General features: G+C 59.9%; 14 protein-coding genes and 1 tRNA gene. 5 read left to right on the plus strand and 10 right to left on the minus strand.

The features are described 5' to 3' along the window. Positions 1 to 31 precede the first annotated feature (31 nt). Entirely contained in the window at positions 32 to 1,210 is a 1,179-nt protein-coding gene (locus BS627_RS05065) for an aminodeoxychorismate synthase component I (protein ID WP_077982181.1), read from the plus strand. A gap of 34 nt (positions 1,211 to 1,244) precedes the next feature. Here the strand turns inward: BS627_RS05065 and BS627_RS05070 are convergent, their stop codons facing one another. The 8 genes from BS627_RS05070 to BS627_RS05105 all read right to left on the minus strand — a co-directional run bounded on the left by BS627_RS05070 (position 1,245) and on the right by BS627_RS05105 (position 9,452). Next, entirely contained in the window at positions 1,245 to 2,522 is a 1,278-nt protein-coding gene (locus tag BS627_RS05070) for a type III PLP-dependent enzyme (RefSeq protein ID WP_165691134.1), read from the minus strand. Further along, complete coding sequence (locus BS627_RS05075; RefSeq protein ID WP_077982182.1) at positions 2,506 to 4,038, minus strand: AMP-binding protein; 1,533 nt, start codon at positions 4,036 to 4,038, stop codon at positions 2,506 to 2,508. Before BS627_RS05075 ends, BS627_RS05070 begins: the two co-directional genes overlap by 17 nt. Next, positions 4,035 to 4,298 (minus strand): acyl carrier protein, encoded by a 264-nt coding sequence (locus BS627_RS05080; protein WP_077982183.1) that lies wholly within the window; start codon positions 4,296 to 4,298, stop codon positions 4,035 to 4,037. The genes BS627_RS05075 and BS627_RS05080 overlap by 4 nt, the downstream gene beginning before the upstream one ends. A gap of 105 nt (positions 4,299 to 4,403) precedes the next feature. Then, the gene (locus BS627_RS05085; protein ID WP_165691194.1) at positions 4,404 to 5,144 is read right to left on the minus strand and encodes a hypothetical protein; all 741 of its coding nucleotides are present in this window, start codon (positions 5,142 to 5,144) and stop codon (positions 4,404 to 4,406) included. A gap of 282 nt (positions 5,145 to 5,426) precedes the next feature. Further along, complete coding sequence (locus BS627_RS05090) at positions 5,427 to 6,554, minus strand: S-(hydroxymethyl)glutathione dehydrogenase/class III alcohol dehydrogenase (RefSeq protein WP_077982185.1); 1,128 nt, start codon at positions 6,552 to 6,554, stop codon at positions 5,427 to 5,429. 150 nt (positions 6,555 to 6,704) lie between these two features. After that, positions 6,705 to 8,162 carry a methylenetetrahydrofolate--tRNA-(uracil(54)-C(5))-methyltransferase (FADH(2)-oxidizing) TrmFO gene (gene trmFO, locus BS627_RS05095; protein ID WP_165691135.1) on the minus strand — a complete coding sequence of 486 codons (1,458 nt, stop codon included), beginning with the start codon at positions 8,160 to 8,162 and terminating at the stop codon, positions 6,705 to 6,707. Between the two features lie 520 nt (positions 8,163 to 8,682). After that, complete coding sequence (locus tag BS627_RS05100) at positions 8,683 to 8,826, minus strand: DUF1127 domain-containing protein (RefSeq protein ID WP_003515516.1); 144 nt, start codon at positions 8,824 to 8,826, stop codon at positions 8,683 to 8,685. A gap of 479 nt (positions 8,827 to 9,305) precedes the next feature. After that, a complete protein-coding gene (locus tag BS627_RS05105) occupies positions 9,306 to 9,452 on the minus strand; it encodes a DUF1127 domain-containing protein (RefSeq protein ID WP_004433052.1) in 147 nt (48 codons plus the stop codon). A gap of 638 nt (positions 9,453 to 10,090) precedes the next feature. On the opposite strand from BS627_RS05105, the gene BS627_RS05110 reads away from it, so the two are divergent. The 4 genes from BS627_RS05110 (at position 10,091) to BS627_RS05125 (ending at position 13,527) form a co-directional block, all read left to right on the plus strand. Next, positions 10,091 to 10,173: transfer RNA gene (locus BS627_RS05110), tRNA-Leu, on the plus strand. A gap of 228 nt (positions 10,174 to 10,401) precedes the next feature. Continuing rightward, on the plus strand, positions 10,402 to 11,880 hold the full coding sequence (tig, locus tag BS627_RS05115; protein ID WP_077982187.1) for a trigger factor: 1,479 nt from the start codon (positions 10,402 to 10,404) through the stop codon (positions 11,878 to 11,880). A 206-nt stretch (positions 11,881 to 12,086) separates the two neighbouring features. Further along, a complete protein-coding gene (locus tag BS627_RS05120) occupies positions 12,087 to 12,626 on the plus strand; it encodes an AAA family ATPase (protein ID WP_077982903.1) in 540 nt (179 codons plus the stop codon). 250 nt (positions 12,627 to 12,876) lie between these two features. After that, positions 12,877 to 13,527, plus strand: a complete 651-nt coding sequence (locus BS627_RS05125) for a hypothetical protein (RefSeq protein WP_077982188.1) — start codon at positions 12,877 to 12,879, stop codon at positions 13,525 to 13,527. A gap of 199 nt (positions 13,528 to 13,726) precedes the next feature. Here the strand turns inward: BS627_RS05125 and sthA are convergent, their stop codons facing one another. Continuing rightward, on the minus strand, positions 13,727 to 15,130 hold the full coding sequence (gene sthA / locus BS627_RS05130) for a Si-specific NAD(P)(+) transhydrogenase (RefSeq protein ID WP_077982189.1): 1,404 nt from the start codon (positions 15,128 to 15,130) through the stop codon (positions 13,727 to 13,729). 728 nt (positions 15,131 to 15,858) lie between these two features. Further along, positions 15,859 to 16,392 carry a DUF1003 domain-containing protein gene (locus BS627_RS05135; RefSeq protein ID WP_077982190.1) on the minus strand — a complete coding sequence of 178 codons (534 nt, stop codon included), beginning with the start codon at positions 16,390 to 16,392 and terminating at the stop codon, positions 15,859 to 15,861. Positions 16,393 to 16,425 lie beyond the last annotated feature (33 nt).

Genomic DNA, 16,425 nt, shown 5'->3' on the forward strand with positions numbered 1-16,425 from the left:
CGCCCCAAACTTTCCTTCTACGGATTTTTCCTTGGCACATGCGCCTTACGTTCTTTTCCGGGATGATACGACCGGCACGGTGACAGCCTTCACCGAGCCGGAAGAGATCATCGTCGCGGATGAACCGGCGGCGTTTTTTGCCGCGCTGGAGCGCATGGAGGCGTTGCGGCGCGCCGGGAAATACCTTGCCGGCTACATGTCCTACGAGGCTGGTTTTCTGTTCGAGCCGAAGCTTGCGCCTTTTGCCGCCGAGCCCCGCAACGTACCGTTTCTCAATTTCGGCGTCTTCTCCGGCTCGCAGCCGGATGAAGGCCGCTTTGCGCGACCCGACGCGGTGCCAGATGCGGACGCCTTTCTGACCGAACCGGTAGCGGCCTGGACGCTTCCCGAATATCGGCAGCGTTTCGAGAAGCTGCATGAGCATCTGCGCCGCGGTGATTGTTACCAGGGCAATCTGACCATGCCCGTTCACGCCCGCTGGAGCGGCGATCTGCTGACGGCCTTCTGGTCGTTGATCGAACGGCAGCCGGTGAAATATGGCGCGCTGGTCGATCTCGGCGGTCCGGTCATCCTGTCACGCTCGCCGGAACTGTTTTTCTCGATCGATGGCGAAGGTTTCATTGAGACCCACCCGATGAAGGGAACCACGCCGCGGGGCGCGGATGCGGAAGAGGACCGGGCGATCATCGCGGCGATGCTTGGCGACGAAAAAACACTCGCCGAAAACCGCATGATCGTCGATCTCTTGCGCAACGATATTTCCCGCATCACCGAGGTTGGCAGCCTCGATGTGCCGCGGCTGTTCGATATCGAGACCTATCCCACCGTGCATCAGATGGTCAGCCATGTCAGGGCGAAACTTCTGCCCGATGTGACGGTGGAAGATATCTTCGCCGCCCTGTTTCCCTGCGGCTCCGTTACCGGCGCACCGAAAATGTGGGCGATGAAAATCCTGCGCGAGCTGGAGGCGACCCCGCGCGACGCCTATTGCGGCGCAATTGGCTTCATGTCTCCAGATGGTGAGATGCGGTTCTCCGTGGCGATCCGCACGCTCAGCCTGTTTGACGACGGCCGTGCGGTCTTCAATGTCGGCGGCGGCATCGTGTTCGATTCCGTAGGTGAGGCAGAGTATGACGAGTGTCTGCTGAAATCGAAATTCGCGGTGGGGGACAGGTTGCTGCGGGCTAAGCAGCCAAATGTGTGCCCTTAGGAAAGCCGGTTACGGTTTTCGCTACCAAACGTCGTCAGCGCCCGATCACCTCAAACGTCCCATCCTCAACCAGCACTTCCTTCGCCGCCGGGTGGCTGAGAAAGCCCACGGGGCTGGCGCTGGCGCCATAGGCGCCCGATTGCAGGATGGCGATGAGGTCGCCGGCTTTCAGCTTCGGCAGGGCCGCATTGCGGGCAAGCGTATCGAGCGGCGTGCAGAGCGGGCCGACGATGGTTGCCGTTTCCTCATGCTCCGCCTGCATCATGGCAGGTGCGACAATGGGATAGTTGCGCTTGACGATCTGGCCGAGATTGCCGGAGGCGGCGAGATGGTGATGCATGCCGCCATCCACCACCACGAAGGTGGTGCCGCGCGAGGTCTTTACCGAATTCACCTCCGCCACATAGAGGCCGCCGGAACCGGCGAGGAAACGGCCGGGTTCGATGATGATATGGGCTTCGGCGATCAGCGGGTGCTCGTTAAGAAGCGCCTTGAGATCGGGAATGGAAGCGGCCACCTTGGCGAGATCAAGCGGCGTTTCGCCTGCAAAATAGGGGATGCCGAGACCGCCGCCGAGATCGATGGTTTCGAGCGGCTTGCCGAGCATCTCGGCCATGCGCGCGGCAACGGAAATGCCGTGTCGCCACTGGGAGACAAGCATGTCGGCATCGAGAATCTGCGTGCCGCCGTAAATATGGACGCCGACGAGATCGATATATCGGGCGTCCTTGAAGAGCGGCAGGACATTTTCCAGCTCTTCCTCGTCGAAACCGAAGGCGGTGGCCTTGCCGCCCATGCGCATGGCGCCCGCCTGCGCATCCGGCACCGGATTGATGCGGATCGACGCCTTGACCGGCCTGCCGATCGCCTCGATGCGGGCAATTTCCTCGGCGCTTTCGATGTGGATTTCGCCGATACCGCTCTCGATCACTTCGCGCAGTTCGGCCATGCCTTTGCCGGGGCCGGCGAAGATGATGTTTTCCGCTGCGACACCAGCCTTAATGGCGGCGCGATATTCGCCGACGGAAGCGATTTCCGCACCCGCACCTTCCTGCCGGAAAAGCGAGACGATGGCGGGCAGGGGATTGGCCTTCACCGAATAATAGATATCGGCAAAACCGCCCAGCGCGGTTTCGAGATCGCGATAGGCGCGACGCATGGCGGCGGCGTCATAAAGGAAGCACGGCGTTCCGGTCCCGGCGACAACATCGCGCACGGAAAGTCCGCCGATCATCAGATCGTTCTCGCTTATGTCGAATGACGCGGCTGCAAAGGCCGGGCCGTGGGTCTGGGGTTTATCCGTTGGCGCCATTGTCCGTCCGTTCGCGCACCAGCGCGCGGTAATCCACCTTGCCATTGGCCGTGACCGGCAGTCGTTCCACCAGTTCGATGGCGCGCGGGATCATGAAGGGGGCGAGCATTTCGGCGGCCTTCTTCAGCGCTGCCGAAACGTCGATATTCTGGTTGGCGGCAGTCGCCACGGCATGGACCTTTTCGCCAGCGAAGGGGTCCGGCAGGCCGATGACGGCGACCTCACGGAAAAGCCCCGTCGACATCAGGCTTTCCTCCACCTCGGTCGGGCTGATGCGATAGCCCGACGATTTGATCATCGCATCGTTGCGGGCGACGAAGCTGAAGAAACCGTCCTCGTCCTCCACCGCCAGATCGCCGGAATAACACACGGTCTCGCCGCCCAGCGCCGCCGGAATGAAGGGGTGAGGGCGCAGCACCTTTGCCGTATCCTCCGGCCGGTTCCAGTAACCCAGCGAGACGGTTGGGCCGCGATGCACGAGAATGCCGGGTTCACCCGGCTTCGCCCTCTGTCCCTTATCGGTGACGATGAAGATTTCACATTCGGGAATGGCCTTGCCGATGGAAGTTGGGCGGCGGTCGATTTCATCGGGCGGCAGGAAGGTGGAGCGGAAGGCTTCCGTGAGGCCATACATCAGGTAGATTTTCGTATCCGGCAACTTCTCGCGCAAGGCCTTGACGGTTTCCTGCGGCACGCGTCCGCCGGAATTGGTGATGTAGCGCAGATGCGGCAGAGGCGTCTTTGTCAGCGACGGGGCGGCTTTCGTCAGGATCGCCCAGATCGTCGGCACGCCGGCGAGACCCGTGATGGCATGGTCGCGCAGATCGCGGATAATCTCGTCGCCCAGCCGGAAGGTGGAGATGATCGTGGCCGCGCCCTGTTCCACCGCCGTGAGCAGCTGGTTCAGGCCATAATCGAAGCTGAAGGGCAGAAGGGACAAAATGCGGTCCTTGCCGGTGATTGCCAGATAGGTGCGCACGATGCGCGCGCCGGCCAGAAGATTGCGGTGTGACAGCATCACGCCCTTGGGCGAGCCGGTGGAGCCGGATGTATAAAGAATGGCGGCCAGGTCTTCGCCGATTGCCGCTGAGGGGCGGGCGAGTGTTTCGGCGCGTGCCTCAATTTCTTCCGCCAGCAGGACCGTGACCTCGGGAAGGTCTTCCAGTGCCGCTTTCAGCTCTTCCATCATCGCGGCGTCGCTGATGACGATTTTTGCGCCGCAATCCTTGACGATATGGCGAATCTGCTGCGCTTTCAGCAATGCGTTCACCGGCACGAAGACGCCGGACGCCATGCTCACACCGAAGATCGACCAGCATTCCGCGATGCCGCGCGGCAGATAGATAACGACGCGGTCACCGCGTTGCGCGCCGGCTTCCTGCAATGCCGCTGCGCAACGGGCCGCCGCTGTGGCAAAGTCGCGATAATTCAGCGATCGGTCCTTGTGGACTAGTGCCTGGTCGTCGCTTGCCGCGCGGGCGGTAAGCAGGTGGTGCAGCAGGAAATGGGGTGTCATCTCCTCCGTTCCCTGAGGACGAAGGCGACGAGATCGGCCGGCGTGCCGAGATTTTCGGGCTGGAAATGCTCGTCATCGAGAATGATGCCGAAACTCTCGCCGAGGAAGACCATCAACTCGAGAAAGCCGAGCGAATCGATCGCGCCGCCTTCGAGAAGCAGCGTATCGGCGGAAAAGGGGGCATAGGCGGGAAAACGGTCAGCCAGGTAGGAATAAATCGTGTCGGCAACGTCGATTTCATTTTCTTTCGCCGCGAGCATGCTTGTTCTCCAATTTCCCGTTTGAAACCATGGACCCGCCCCGGAACGACGCTTTGCCTGTAAAGGCCAGGATTCCATCAGGTCACGAAGGATTCACTAGAATACCTAAGGTGGCAATAACACCAACTCTGAGTATGTTTCGTTAATAAACTGTGGGTTCCATGCGCCTTTTACTTGTATTGGTGCAATTTTATGTGCGGCAAAGCCGGCCGCCTTTCGGTCCTCCTCGCAAGCCGCCATGGTGAGCGCGAGCCGGCCTTTACCCACCAGGTGGCGGGCAATGGCGGGCAGGTGGCTTTGCGCGATCTGCCGGTCCTCGCAATAGATCAGGCGGGCGGAGGGGAGTTTTTTGGTTATGGTTTTCAGGAAAACCAGAGGATAGGGACGGCCTTCCGCTTCCAGAATGGCCACGATGCAGCCCAGACGGGCGTGGTCTTCCAGCATGTCGCGTGTTTCTGAAGAGAGAGTTTTCGCCGTTGTCTGTGTGAACGGATGAAGCCGTCCGCCTGTCGGGCGAAAAGTCGTGAGCGGCAGCGGATAAAACAATGTGCAATTTGTCACCGTGTGAAACCCCAGCCGCTCGTTCAGCTGGCGGGCTTCGGGCGAGGGGGTGAGATCGGTGAAGAGTTCGTTTTCGGCCGATGACGCCATCTGCAACATGCGCGGCGCGAACCAGCGGCAGGACGGCTCGACATACCAGCTTGAAAGATTGACGATCACTTGGCCGGTATCGGGCAGGCGGCTCCTGATTGTCAGCAACACGCCTGCGGCATCGTCGCCCTTCATCAGCAATTGGCCTATCGGGCCGAGATGACGCCGCTCGTGATGTTCACCGATAAGCGACAGGCCTCGAGCCCAGAAGGCCTCGCTTTTTTCCGGAAAACCTTTCGCCAGAAGGCCAACGGCGGCGGCGCGGTTTCCGTTGTCGATCGGTACGATTTTCACGGGTGGCTCTCCGCTGTCTGGCCTTGCTCTGGCCGGGGAGAGGTTTTCAACTCCACCGCGCAGTATCGGCTTACGACGATAGATTTACCGTGCCGTTAATCGCCATGGCTGCAGCAGACTCTTGGCAATCACATTTGCACGAATGGCGGGCGCACCGTCAGGCGCGCCCGCCTTCGCCTGGAATCAATAAACCACGACGCCGCGGATCGATTCACCCTTGTGCATCAGCTCAAAGCCCTTGTTGATGTCTTCGAGCGGCATGGTGTGGGTGATCATCGGGTCGATCTGGATCTTGCCTTCCATGTACCAGTCGACGATCTTCGGCACATCCGTGCGGCCGCGCGCGCCGCCAAAGGCGGTGCCCATCCAGTTGCGGCCGGTGACGAGCTGGAACGGACGCGTGGATATTTCCTGGCCCGCACCCGCAACGCCGATGATGACGGATTTGCCCCAGCCGCGATGTGAGGCTTCCAGCGCCTGGCGCATGACCTTGGTATTGCCCGTGCAGTCGAACGTATAGTCCGCGCCGCCGATCAGGTCGCCATTACGCTTCGTCATGTTGACCAGATAGGGCACGATGTCGTCGCCGACTTCCTTCGGGTTGACGAAGTGGGTCATGCCGAACTTCTCGCCCCAGGCCTTACGATCATTGTTGATATCAACACCGATGATCATATCCGCGCCGGCAAGGCGCAGGCCCTGAAGCACGTTGAGGCCGATGCCGCCGAGACCGAAGACGATTGCGGTGGAGCCGATCTCGACCTTAGCGGTGTTGATGACGGCGCCGATGCCGGTCGTCACGCCGCAGCCGATGTAGCAGACCTTATCGAAGGGCGCGTCGGGATTGATCTTGGCCAGCGCGATCTCGGGCAGAACCGTATAGTTCGAGAAAGTCGAGCAGCCCATATAGTGATGGATCTTGTCCTTGCCGATGGAGAAGCGCGAGGTGCCGTCCGGCATCACACCCTGGCCCTGGGTGGCGCGGATGGAGGTGCAGAGATTGGTCTTGCGCGAGGTGCAGGAATAGCATTCGCGGCATTCCGGCGTGTAGAGCGGAATGACGTGGTCGCCCTTCTTGACCGAAGTGACGCCGGGGCCGACATCAACCACGATACCGGCGCCCTCATGGCCGAGGATTGCCGGAAACAGGCCCTCCGGATCGGCGCCGGAGAGGGTGAAATCGTCGGTGTGGCAGATGCCGGTGGCCTTCACCTCGATCAGCACTTCGCCGGCGCGGGGACCTTCAAGCTGAACGGTCATGACCTCGAGCGGTTTTCCTGCCTGAATTGCAACGGCGGCGCGAACGTCCATATTCGATCTCCTCAGTCTTTTAATGTCGAAATAAAAAGGTTTTGCCCGAGCGCGACTGGCCGGGCAAGGCAAAATCCGGTGACCCGGAATGGAAAAGGGGCGTGTGCGGACACATGCCCCTTTATTCTGGCCGATAGATGCGGGGCAGGCCTATGGCGTTGCGTCGCTCTCTTGTTCCGTTGCGACGTGTTCCACGCCAAGCCAAGCGGCACAATGCTTCAGCGCCCGCGCTGCGATGAGCTGGCGCTTCATGATGGTCTTGTCCTTGCCGCGAAAACGTTTCACGCCATCAGGCTTGACGATGGAGCCCGGCTCCAGTTCCGGGAACAGGCCGAAATTGATGTTCATCGGCTGGAAGGAACGCTTGCCCGGCTCATCATCGGAAGAGAGGTGGCCGCCGGTGATGTGGTTGAGCAGCGAGCCAAGCGCTGTGGTGGCCGGCGGCAGGCTCGGAGCCTCGCCCTTCCGCTCCGCAGCGGCGAAGCGACCGGCGAGAAGCCCGACGGAGGCGCTTTCCACATACCCTTCGCAGCCGGTGATCTGGCCGGCGAAACGCAGGTCCGGCCGCGATTTCAGCCTTAGCGAGCGGTCCAGCAGGATGGGGGAATCGATATAGGTGTTGCGGTGCAGGCCGCCGAGGCGGGCGAATTCCGCATTTTCGAGACCGGGAATCATGCGGAACACATCCGCCTGCACGCCATATTTCAGCTTCGTCTGGAAACCGACCATGTTGTAAAGCGTGCCGAGCGCATTATCCTGCCGCAGCTGGACGACGGCATAGGCCTTGACGGTCGGGTTATGGGCATTGGTCAGCCCCATCGGCTTCATCGGGCCGTGGCGCAGCGTCTGGCGGCCGCGCTCCGCCATGATCTCGATCGGCAGGCAGCCGTCGAAATAGGGGGTGCCCTCCCATTCCTTGAAACCGACGGTATCACCGGCAATGAGCGCATCGATAAAGGCGTTATATTGCTCCTCATCCATCGGGCAGTTGATGTAATCCTTGCCCGTGCCGCCGGGGCCGACCTTGTCGTAACGTGACTGGTACCAGCAGATATCCATGTTGATGCTGTCGCGGTGCACGATGGGCGCGATGGCATCAAAGAATGCCAGCGCATCTTCGCCCGTCTCGGCCTGAACCGCTGCCGCAAGATCCGGCGAGGTGAGCGGGCCGGTGGCGATGATGGTGCTGCCCCATTCCTTTGGCGGCAGGCCTGTTACTTCTTCGCGGACAATTGTCACCAGCGGGTGATTTTCAAGCATATCCGTCACGGCCTGCGAAAACCCGTCGCGGTCGACGGCGAGCGCGCCGCCGGCCGGCACCTGATGTTTATCGGCGCAGGCCATGATGAGAGAGCCGGCAAGCCGCATTTCCGCATGGATGACACCGACCGCATTGGCCGTCGCGTCGTCGGAGCGGAAGGAGTTGGAACAGACCAGTTCCGCCAGCGTATCGCCCTTATGCGCATCTGTGCCGCGCACGCCGCGCATTTCGTGCAGGATGACAGGCACGCCGCTCCGCGCGATCTGCCAGGCGGCTTCCGAACCGGCCAGTCCGCCGCCCACGACATGAATGGGAGAAGTGGTCTTGTCTTGCATGCTGGCGTCCATGAACCGCGCGCGGGGCAAAGCTCCCGTCCGGCGGCTGTCATTCGAGTGATGGTTCCGCGCGGGTCCCTTGGGGACGCGGCATTGTTGCGGGATGCACTAGCATGCATGGCCGGGGCAGCCAAATGTTTTTGCGGGGAAGGGATACGAAGATGGTCAGGCTACCAATTTCGCTGCAGGGCTAAAAAGCAGGCAAGTGTTTTTTGGGGAGTGAGCGCGCGCCACTTGTTTCTTCTCCCCGAGGGGGAGAAGGTCGCGGCAGCGGGATGAGGGGGCAAGGGTGCGATCCATCGCTGGCGTCGCCCCCTCATCCGACCCTTCGGGCCACCTTCTCCCCGGCGGGGAGAAGAAGTGTGCCGCGATGCCCGGCCTTCCTCGTGATTCTCAATGCTGGGCGATGTTGAAGGCCGAACTCAAGCCGAACACCCAGAATCAAAAACGGCGCCCGAGGCGCCGTTTTCTTAAAACCTGTCGCTCAATCGTCGCGCCCTGGAGGTCGGGCAGCGGGACGATCGTTTACGCCTTAGCGGAACGAACGGGAAGCAACGTTACGGATGTCGTAACGGGTCAGGCCGATGTCGCTCAGGGCCTGGTTGGACAGGCTGCCGAGTTCGTTGATCGTGCGGCGATAGGAGATCCAGTTCTTTGCGATGCGGATAGGGTTCATGGTCGTTTCCTCAATCTATCTCTGTTGATTTCGTCGGCCGGCTCAGCGTTTCTCTGTGCTCTCGGCTGTTGAGGTTTATATATAGACATTGAGCCATGTTGTGCAGTGCAGATTTTAGGCTACTGCCATGCATTTGTGCACTATGTCGGCTAAATTTGCGGCTTTGAATATCATCTGAGCAAAATATGAGCGGAAATGCCTGTGTTTCAGGCGGTTTTGACGGGTTTGGCAGCCTTTGGCGGCGCAAAAGGGGCTTGCCGGTGTAAAAAGACGCATCGGGAAGGGCGCGCGCTATCCGGGCGTTGCGTAAATGGGGTCGGCCATCGATGCATTTTTCATCTGCCGACCCTGCGGGCGGCTGTGGCATTGCCGGTTCGCCCCGGAGAACCGCCCAAAACGAAAAAAAGGCCGGAGGCGGGAGCCTCAGGCCTTTTGAGTAGGTCGTCTCGCATCCGCCGCAAGGAGCGGCGTGCGTATAATCAGAAGCCGACGGCGGTCTTGGCGACGCGGCGGATGTCCTGACGGCCGATGCCGAGGTCGCTAAGTTCACGGTCGGTCATGCGGCCGAGTTCGGTTACGGTCTGACGATACTTGCGCCAGTTGGTGAGCGAGCGTGCAATGTTCATTTTCATCTTCCTCTTCGTGCTGTTCAGTCTCAACGGCCAGTCTTGGGAGGCTTTGGTCCGGGGCTGAACTCGATCTCTGTATGGCCATGAATATAATCGGTTTAATCAAAACAAAAACAGACAAAGCAAGATGTCACCTATGCGCTCATTGCAATGCAAGCCGGTAAATCAGGCCGATTGCGACGATTCGTGCATAATTTGTGACCATTTTATGAGCTTTTGGTGATCGTCTGGTGGGTGGTCGTGCGAGAGCGTGCGGTATGACCGGATAATGCCGGGGCAAGGGTGCAGAAGCCCTCCATCGCTGATTTGGAGCAAGGGCCTGCAATCCGGCTGCGGCGGGCGCTATATATAATGTCAATGCAGCTGCATAAATATTGTCTGCTTTTCTCCGCCTGCCGGCATGCGATGCGCCGGGCGGCCCGGGTCGGGAAGGCGAGGGAGGATGGGGTGCAGCTTGCCGTTTTCCGCCCAAAGATTGCCTCTGCCCGGCTGTCGCGCGCTGTCCCCCGTCAGGGCGGCGAATAAGCGGCGCCCGCCGACGGTACTGCGGGTGAGAAAAGTCCGGAGGAAACGAAAGGCGGCGATAAGGCGCGCTTGACCCTTTCAGAACATTGTGACATACCGCCGCCCAACGTGCGGGTATGGCGGAATTGGTAGACGCATTGGTTTTAGGTACCAACGCTTCGGCGTGGGAGTTCGAGTCTCTCTACCCGCACCACAAGCAAGGCATGGCTGCGCCACGCTTGCGCCAGAGTGCATCTTTATAAGATGCGAGGGCTTTTGGGGTGTCCCTCAAGCTGTCTCAGGCGCGGGCGCGAAGGTGTCCGGCAGGCGCTTGTGCAACGAAATAACAGAAGCCACGGCCGGGACGTTGTTCCAGTGCAGTGCTCGAAAGTAAACCAACGGCTGTCTGAGCACCGCCGCCATGATGTGAAGGTTTGAGAAAATGCAGGTTATCGAAACGCTCGCTGAAGGGCTGAAGCGCGAACTCAAGGTCGTTATTCCGGCCGCCGACATGAAGGCCCGTCTGGACGAGCGCCTGGTTGACGCCAAGGACAAGGTTCGCATCAACGGTTTCCGTCCCGGCAAGGTGCCGGTTGGCCACCTGAAGAAGATGTACGGCAAGTCCATCATGGCCGATCTCGTCAACGAGCTGGTTCGTGAAAAGCCGACCGAAATTCTCTCCAGCCGTGGCGAAAAGTCTGCAACGCAGCCGGCCATCTCCATGACCGAAGACGAGCAGGAAGCCGAAAAGATCCTGTCGGCCGAATCCGATTTCGAATTCACCGTTGCCTACGAAATCATTCCGGCCATCGAACTGAAGGCCAATGACGGCATCAAGGTTACCCGCGAAGTTGTTGAAGTCTCCGAAGACGAAATCAACGAGCAGATCCTCAAGATCGCCGAAAGCGCCCGCACTTTTGAAGCCAAGAAGGGCAAGGCCGCTGAAGGCGACCGCGTCACCATGAACTATCTCGGCAAGGTTGACGGCGAAGCCTTCGATGGCGGCGCTGCTGAAGACGCTGAACTGGTTCTCGGTTCGGGCCGCTTCATCCCCGGCTTCGAAGACCAGCTCGTTGGCGTCAAGGCCGGCGACGAAAAGACCATCACCGTGACGTTCCCGGCCGATTACCCGGCTGCGAACCTTGCCGGCAAGGAAGCCAACTTCGACATCACCGTCAAGGAAGTTGCTGCCGCTGCCGCCGTTGAAATCAACGACGAACTGGCTGAAAAGCTCGGTCTCGAATCGGCTGAAAAGCTGAAGGAAATCGTCAAGGGTCAGATCGAGAGCCAGTATGGCAACGTCACCCGCCAGAAGGTCAAGCGTCAGATCCTCGACCAGCTCGACGAAATGTACAAGTTCGACACGCCGGCTGGCCTCGTCGACGCCGAGTTCGACAATATCTGGCGCCAGATCAACACCGATCTCGCCCAGTCGGGCAAGACGTTTGCTGACGAAGACACGACCGAAGAAGAAGCCCGCGAAGAATATCGCAAGCTCGCTGAACGCCGCGTCCGTCTCGGCCTCGTTCTCTCCGAAATCGGCGAAAAGGCCGGCGTCGAAGTGACCGAAGAAGAAATGCAGCGCGCGCTGTTCCAGCAGCTGCAGCAGTTCCCGGGTCAGCAGAAGGAAATCCTCGATTTCTTCCGCAACACGCCAGGCGCTTCCGCTTCGCTGCGCGCTCCGATCTTCGAAGAAAAGGTCATCGACAAGCTGCTCACCGAAATCTCGGTAACGGACAAGACCGTTTCCAAGGAAGAGCTTCTGGCTGACGACGGCGAAGAAGCAACGGAAACCAAGAAGAAGGCGCCTGCCAAGAAAAAGGCTGCTGCCAAGGCTGACGACGCCGCTGAAGGCGAAGAAGCCGCTCCGAAGAAGAAGGCTCCTGCCAAGAAGAAGGCCGCTGAAGGCGACGCTGAATAATCTTGGTTGGCGAAAGCTGATTGAATGGAAGGGCCGCGGCGAAAGCTGCGGCCTTTTTGTTTGGGCGCCCCGCTTGTTCAGCTACGCAATCGCCCGTTTCTCAATCCTTCGACATCGTTGCGTCATTCCTGGTTATTATAGTCGAAACCCATAATGCTGGGTCAGGCTTCAAGGACCATAGTCGAGGAATGCCGAACGGCAGTGCCATGGGTGTGAGAAATTACTTGGTCGAGGGTGTCTCCGGGGTCGGCAAGACTTCGGTTGCGACAGAACTTCAGCGGCGTGGCCATCATGTGATCCACGGCGACCGGGAGCTTGCCTACAAGGGCGACCCTGAAACCGGCGAACCGCTCGATCCCGCGTTGTTGCGGGGCGATGCGACCGATATGCCTTTCCGGCATCGGCATCATATCTGGGATGTCGAAAAGGTTCGGCGGATCGCCGCCGACCGCAGCCACGCACTCACATTCTTTTGCGGTGGCTCGAGAAATTTTCAGCGTTTCATGGATGTGTTCGATGAGGTCTTCGTTCTCGATCTCGATAGCGAGACCTTGCGAAAACGGCTGATCGAGAGACCCGCGGACGAGTTCGGCGGAAACCCGCAGGAGCGCGAATTTGTCCTGCAACTCCATGCAACGAAGGAAGACATCCCCGTTGACGCAACGGTCCTCGATTCATCCAGACCTTTGACCGTGGTGGTCGATGATATTCTCGCCCGCTGCGCGCTTCCGGTCGAAAAAGGGTAGCGGCCGAACTTCCCGCGCCATTGTTCCGATCACAATGCAGTGCAGCATGATTTTTTGCTGCATCTGCTCTTGTTCATCTCCCGTTCATCTGGCACCCTGCGCAGCATGATTTGCTCAGGTCGTATTCAGCGGCCGTTCGGGCATGAAGCGCCGCTCGATGCGGCCTCGTCGATGCCAACCATTGGCCTTACGCTTTTACCGTGCCTGCCGGGTTCTCCCGGCGCGCCCTTAATTTGCCAGGGGACAAGATATGTCGCCAAGAATGGGTTTTACCCTCCTGTTGTCTCTTTTCACCGCCACTGGTACCGCGGCCCATGCTGATGAGGCCGGGCTGATCTGGAAGCCGGTCAAGAATTCAGACCGTTCCTATACGGCGCGCATCGGCGCGAAGCTGCCGGTCGATACGCCGATCCGGGCGGGCCTCGAAATGGGCATGAGCGCGTCTAAGGGTGGGCAGCTGGTCGATACGCCGGTGCGGCTATGGGGCAATGTCACGCTGCTCGCCGAACAGTTGCCTGGCGTTTCCCTGGCCCGTGATGTCGGCGTCATTTTCAATGCGCTGACGGGTTCGAGCAGTATCTCCATGACCTCGCGGCAGAAACGTGTCGTCACGCCGGAGCTGGATATCGAGGCGAACCGCAATTTCACGGTCCGTTATGACGGCACGGCGCAGCAATGGAACGGGCTGGATGTGTCGCAGTCGCTGCGCCTGTCCCGGTCGGAAACCGGCACGGCCTTTGTGCTGACGGGGGCGAGCCGAAACAGTTTCAATGAGTTCAGCAGCGGCGTGGCGGTGGAGCAGAAGATTGGCGATCACCTGACTGTGCGCGGCACGCTTGATCAGGGCTATGCGGATCATTTCCGGCCCGGCGTGAGTGCGCGGTATAGCATTCGGTGGTGAGGGTATGCGTGACCTGTCGTCTAAGCAATGCGTACGACCGGCATTCTCGCTCGATACGCGGCGTCATCCTTGGGCTTGTCCCAAGGTTCTAATCACGTCTCATAAACCGAGACGTTGCAGATGCTCGGGACAGGCCCGAGCATGACGGCAGGAGATGTTTTCGAACATTGCAGATTATCTCCTTACCCGCGACAAAGCCTCAATCCTTCTTGATCTCACCCATCCGGTTCCAAGCATCCAGCCCGGCGATCTTGTAAGCTTCCGCAAGTGTGGGATAGTTGAAGGTATTCTCGACGAAATATTCCACCGTGCCCTTGAGGTTCAGCACCGCCTGGCCGATATGCACCAGTTCGGTCGCACCTTCGCCGACGATGTGGACGCCGAGCAGGCGGCGGGTTTTCAGAGAGAAGATCATCTTCAAGAGCCCGCTGTCGAGGCCCATGATGTGGCCGCGTGAGGTTTCGCGGAAATGGGCGATGCCGCATTCATAGGGAATGTTGCGTTCGATGACTTCCTCTTCCGTCAGGCCGCAGGTTGAGATCTCAGGCACGGCATAGATGCCATAGGGGAAGAATTGCGGCGGCTCACCGGCCGGTGCGCCGACGGCATGGCGGGCGGCGATGCGGCCCTGTTCCATCGACGTGGAGGCAAGGCTCGGGAAACCGATGATATCGCCGGCAGCATAGATGTTCGGCACAGAGGTCTGGAAGGTCTCGGGATCGACTTTAAGGCGGCCACGGCTATCGGCCTCCAGCCCGCAGGCGGAAAGATTGAGCGTATCGGTGGCGCCGACGCGACCGGCGGCGAAGAGGACGGTCTCGGCCTTCAGCACGCGACCGTTGCCGAGCGAGACAAGGCATTTGCCGCTCTCGTCGCGTTCCACCTTTTCCGCCTTCTGGCCGAAGATCAGCTTCATGTTGCGGTCGCGCAGCTGATAGGTGAAATCCTCGACGATTTCCTTGTCGATGAATTCCAGCATGGTCTCGCGCGGTTCCACCACAGTTACCTGCGTGTCGAGCGCGCTGAAGATGGTGGCATATTCGATGCCGATGACGCCAGCGCCAACGACGATCATGGAGCGCGGCAGTTCCTTGATTTCCAGAATCTCGTCCGAATCGAGCACCGCTTCGCCATCGAAGGGAATATGCGGCGGCCTGTAGGGGCGGGTGCCGATGGTCAGCAGGATGGAGGTGGCGGTGACAGTCATGATCTCGCCGTCGCTCTTCACCACCTTCATTGTGTTGGCGTCGATGAAGCTTGCCGTGCCGCGAATGTGCTGCACGCGGTTGCGGGAGAACTGGTGTTCCAGCACTTCCACCTCGTGATCCAGCGTGATGAGGAGGCGACGGCGCAGGTCTTCCGCATCGATCTCCTGCTTGACGCGATAGGCGCGACCGTAAAATCCGCGCTCGCGCCAGCCGGTGAGGTTGAGCGCGGTTTCGCGCAGGGTTTTGGAAGGAATGGTGCCGGTATGCACCGAAACGCCGCCAACGCGGCTGCCCTTCTCAATGACCAGAACCCTCTTTTCGAGCTTGGCGGCCTGAATGGCGGCCCGTCTACCCGCCGGACCGCTGCCGACAACAATCAGATCGAACTGGTGCATGAAAAACCCCGGAACAGAATATTGCGATGACCGGATGTCGCATCCGGCGTGGCGTCGCCGCGAAATGGTCGTGATGCCATTTTGACGATGGGGAGTGATTCCCGCATCAGCCTTGCCCGCTAGAGTGCAATGCAACAAACGCCTGCGTCAATCTGTAGCGTAAGAATCTGACGGATTCGTAACTGGGGGTGGATTTTCGGGAGATCGAGGGTGGGTGTGGCTTACCCCCCTCTGCCCTGCCGGGCATCTCCCCCTCAAGGGGGGAGATCAGCAGGAGGCCCTTTTGTCGCTTCATCCTCAAACGTTGAGAGGGGCGAAACCTCGCTGCAGATCGATCTCCCCCCTTGAGGGGGAGATGCCCGGCAGGGCAGAGGGGGGTAAAGCCCCGCGCACTTCCTGAAGACGCCCCAAAAAAACCAACACCTTCATCCCGCACGGCGCTGCCATGCGGGGTATGGATGGAGAGCACCGGGCGATCCCCGGCTGCGCTTCATGTGAGGTTGGGGTTTGTCGGATGCGTTGCGCAGCCGGGTCTTTCACCATGCCGTATCTCGCAAGGGCCGTGCACGGCGGCCTTGCGAAATGGTCCTTTCCACGAACGTTGCCAGCGTTCCACCACCAGGACCGTCCTTCGGTTTGCGCCACGTCTGGCACTCACCCGGCAGGACTGCGTTCACTTTAACAGCGGGTCGCGGGGCGGGGAAAAGCGGGGATGAATTTTTTCGGCGTCAGTCTTCCTTGCGAGCGACATGGCGGTGAAGCGCTGCAAGGTCCTGGCGCAGTGCCGCCAGTTCGGCCAGCACCTTCACGTCGATCTTTTCATGCAGGGACAGAACCTCAAGCTCGGCCTTCAGGTTCACCTCGTAGTCCTTGGCGGCCTCGAAACGGTCGCGGGCGGCCTGGCGGTTCTGCGACATCATGATGATCGGCGCCTGGATGGCGGCCAGCATGGAGAGAAGCAGATTGAGGAAAATGAAGGGGTAGGGGTCGAAAGCGCGGGTGGTCAGCACGATGGTGTTGATGATGGCCCAGAAGATCAGGAAAAAACAGAAGCTGAGAATGAAACCCCATGAGCCGCCGACCTTGGCGATATTGTCCGCCAGCCTGTCACCGACACTGGCCCCGGCGGAAAATTCCGCATTGGTGTCGCTCGAAACCAGCTTCTTCTGGTGCGACAGTTCCAGGATGCGCCGTTCCACCTCGCCGATTTCACGGGAGGAGCGCTTGAAATGCGAAATGATATAGTCGGAGATATCTGACACGGTGTGTCTCCGGTTCTGATGAGGCCTGAACGT

Source organism: Agrobacterium salinitolerans (assembly GCF_002008225.1).
GTDB lineage: Bacteria > Pseudomonadota > Alphaproteobacteria > Rhizobiales > Rhizobiaceae > Agrobacterium > Agrobacterium salinitolerans.

Bases quoted from the DNA above. Each gene is read 5' to 3' on its own strand.
- trmFO (WP_165691135.1), bottom strand. From the start codon at position 8,162: ATGGACGCCAGCATGCAAGACAAGACCACTTCTCCCATTCATGTCGTG.
- BS627_RS05105 (WP_004433052.1), bottom strand. From the start codon at position 9,452: ATGAACATTGCACGCTCGCTCACCAACTGGCGCAAGTATCGTCAGACC.
- BS627_RS05090 (WP_077982185.1), bottom strand. From the start codon at position 6,554: ATGGACGTTCGCGCCGCCGTTGCAATTCAGGCAGGAAAACCGCTCGAG.
- tig (WP_077982187.1), top strand. From the start codon at position 10,402: ATGCAGGTTATCGAAACGCTCGCTGAAGGGCTGAAGCGCGAACTCAAG.
- BS627_RS05100 (WP_003515516.1), bottom strand. From the start codon at position 8,826: ATGAACCCTATCCGCATCGCAAAGAACTGGATCTCCTATCGCCGCACG.
- BS627_RS05075 (WP_077982182.1), bottom strand. From the start codon at position 4,038: ATGACACCCCATTTCCTGCTGCACCACCTGCTTACCGCCCGCGCGGCA.
- BS627_RS05080 (WP_077982183.1), bottom strand. From the start codon at position 4,298: ATGCTCGCGGCGAAAGAAAATGAAATCGACGTTGCCGACACGATTTAT.
- sthA (WP_077982189.1), bottom strand. From the start codon at position 15,130: ATGCACCAGTTCGATCTGATTGTTGTCGGCAGCGGTCCGGCGGGTAGA.
- BS627_RS05070 (WP_165691134.1), bottom strand. From the start codon at position 2,522: ATGGCGCCAACGGATAAACCCCAGACCCACGGCCCGGCCTTTGCAGCC.
- BS627_RS05125 (WP_077982188.1), top strand. From the start codon at position 12,877: ATGTCGCCAAGAATGGGTTTTACCCTCCTGTTGTCTCTTTTCACCGCC.
- BS627_RS05120 (WP_077982903.1), top strand. From the start codon at position 12,087: ATGGGTGTGAGAAATTACTTGGTCGAGGGTGTCTCCGGGGTCGGCAAG.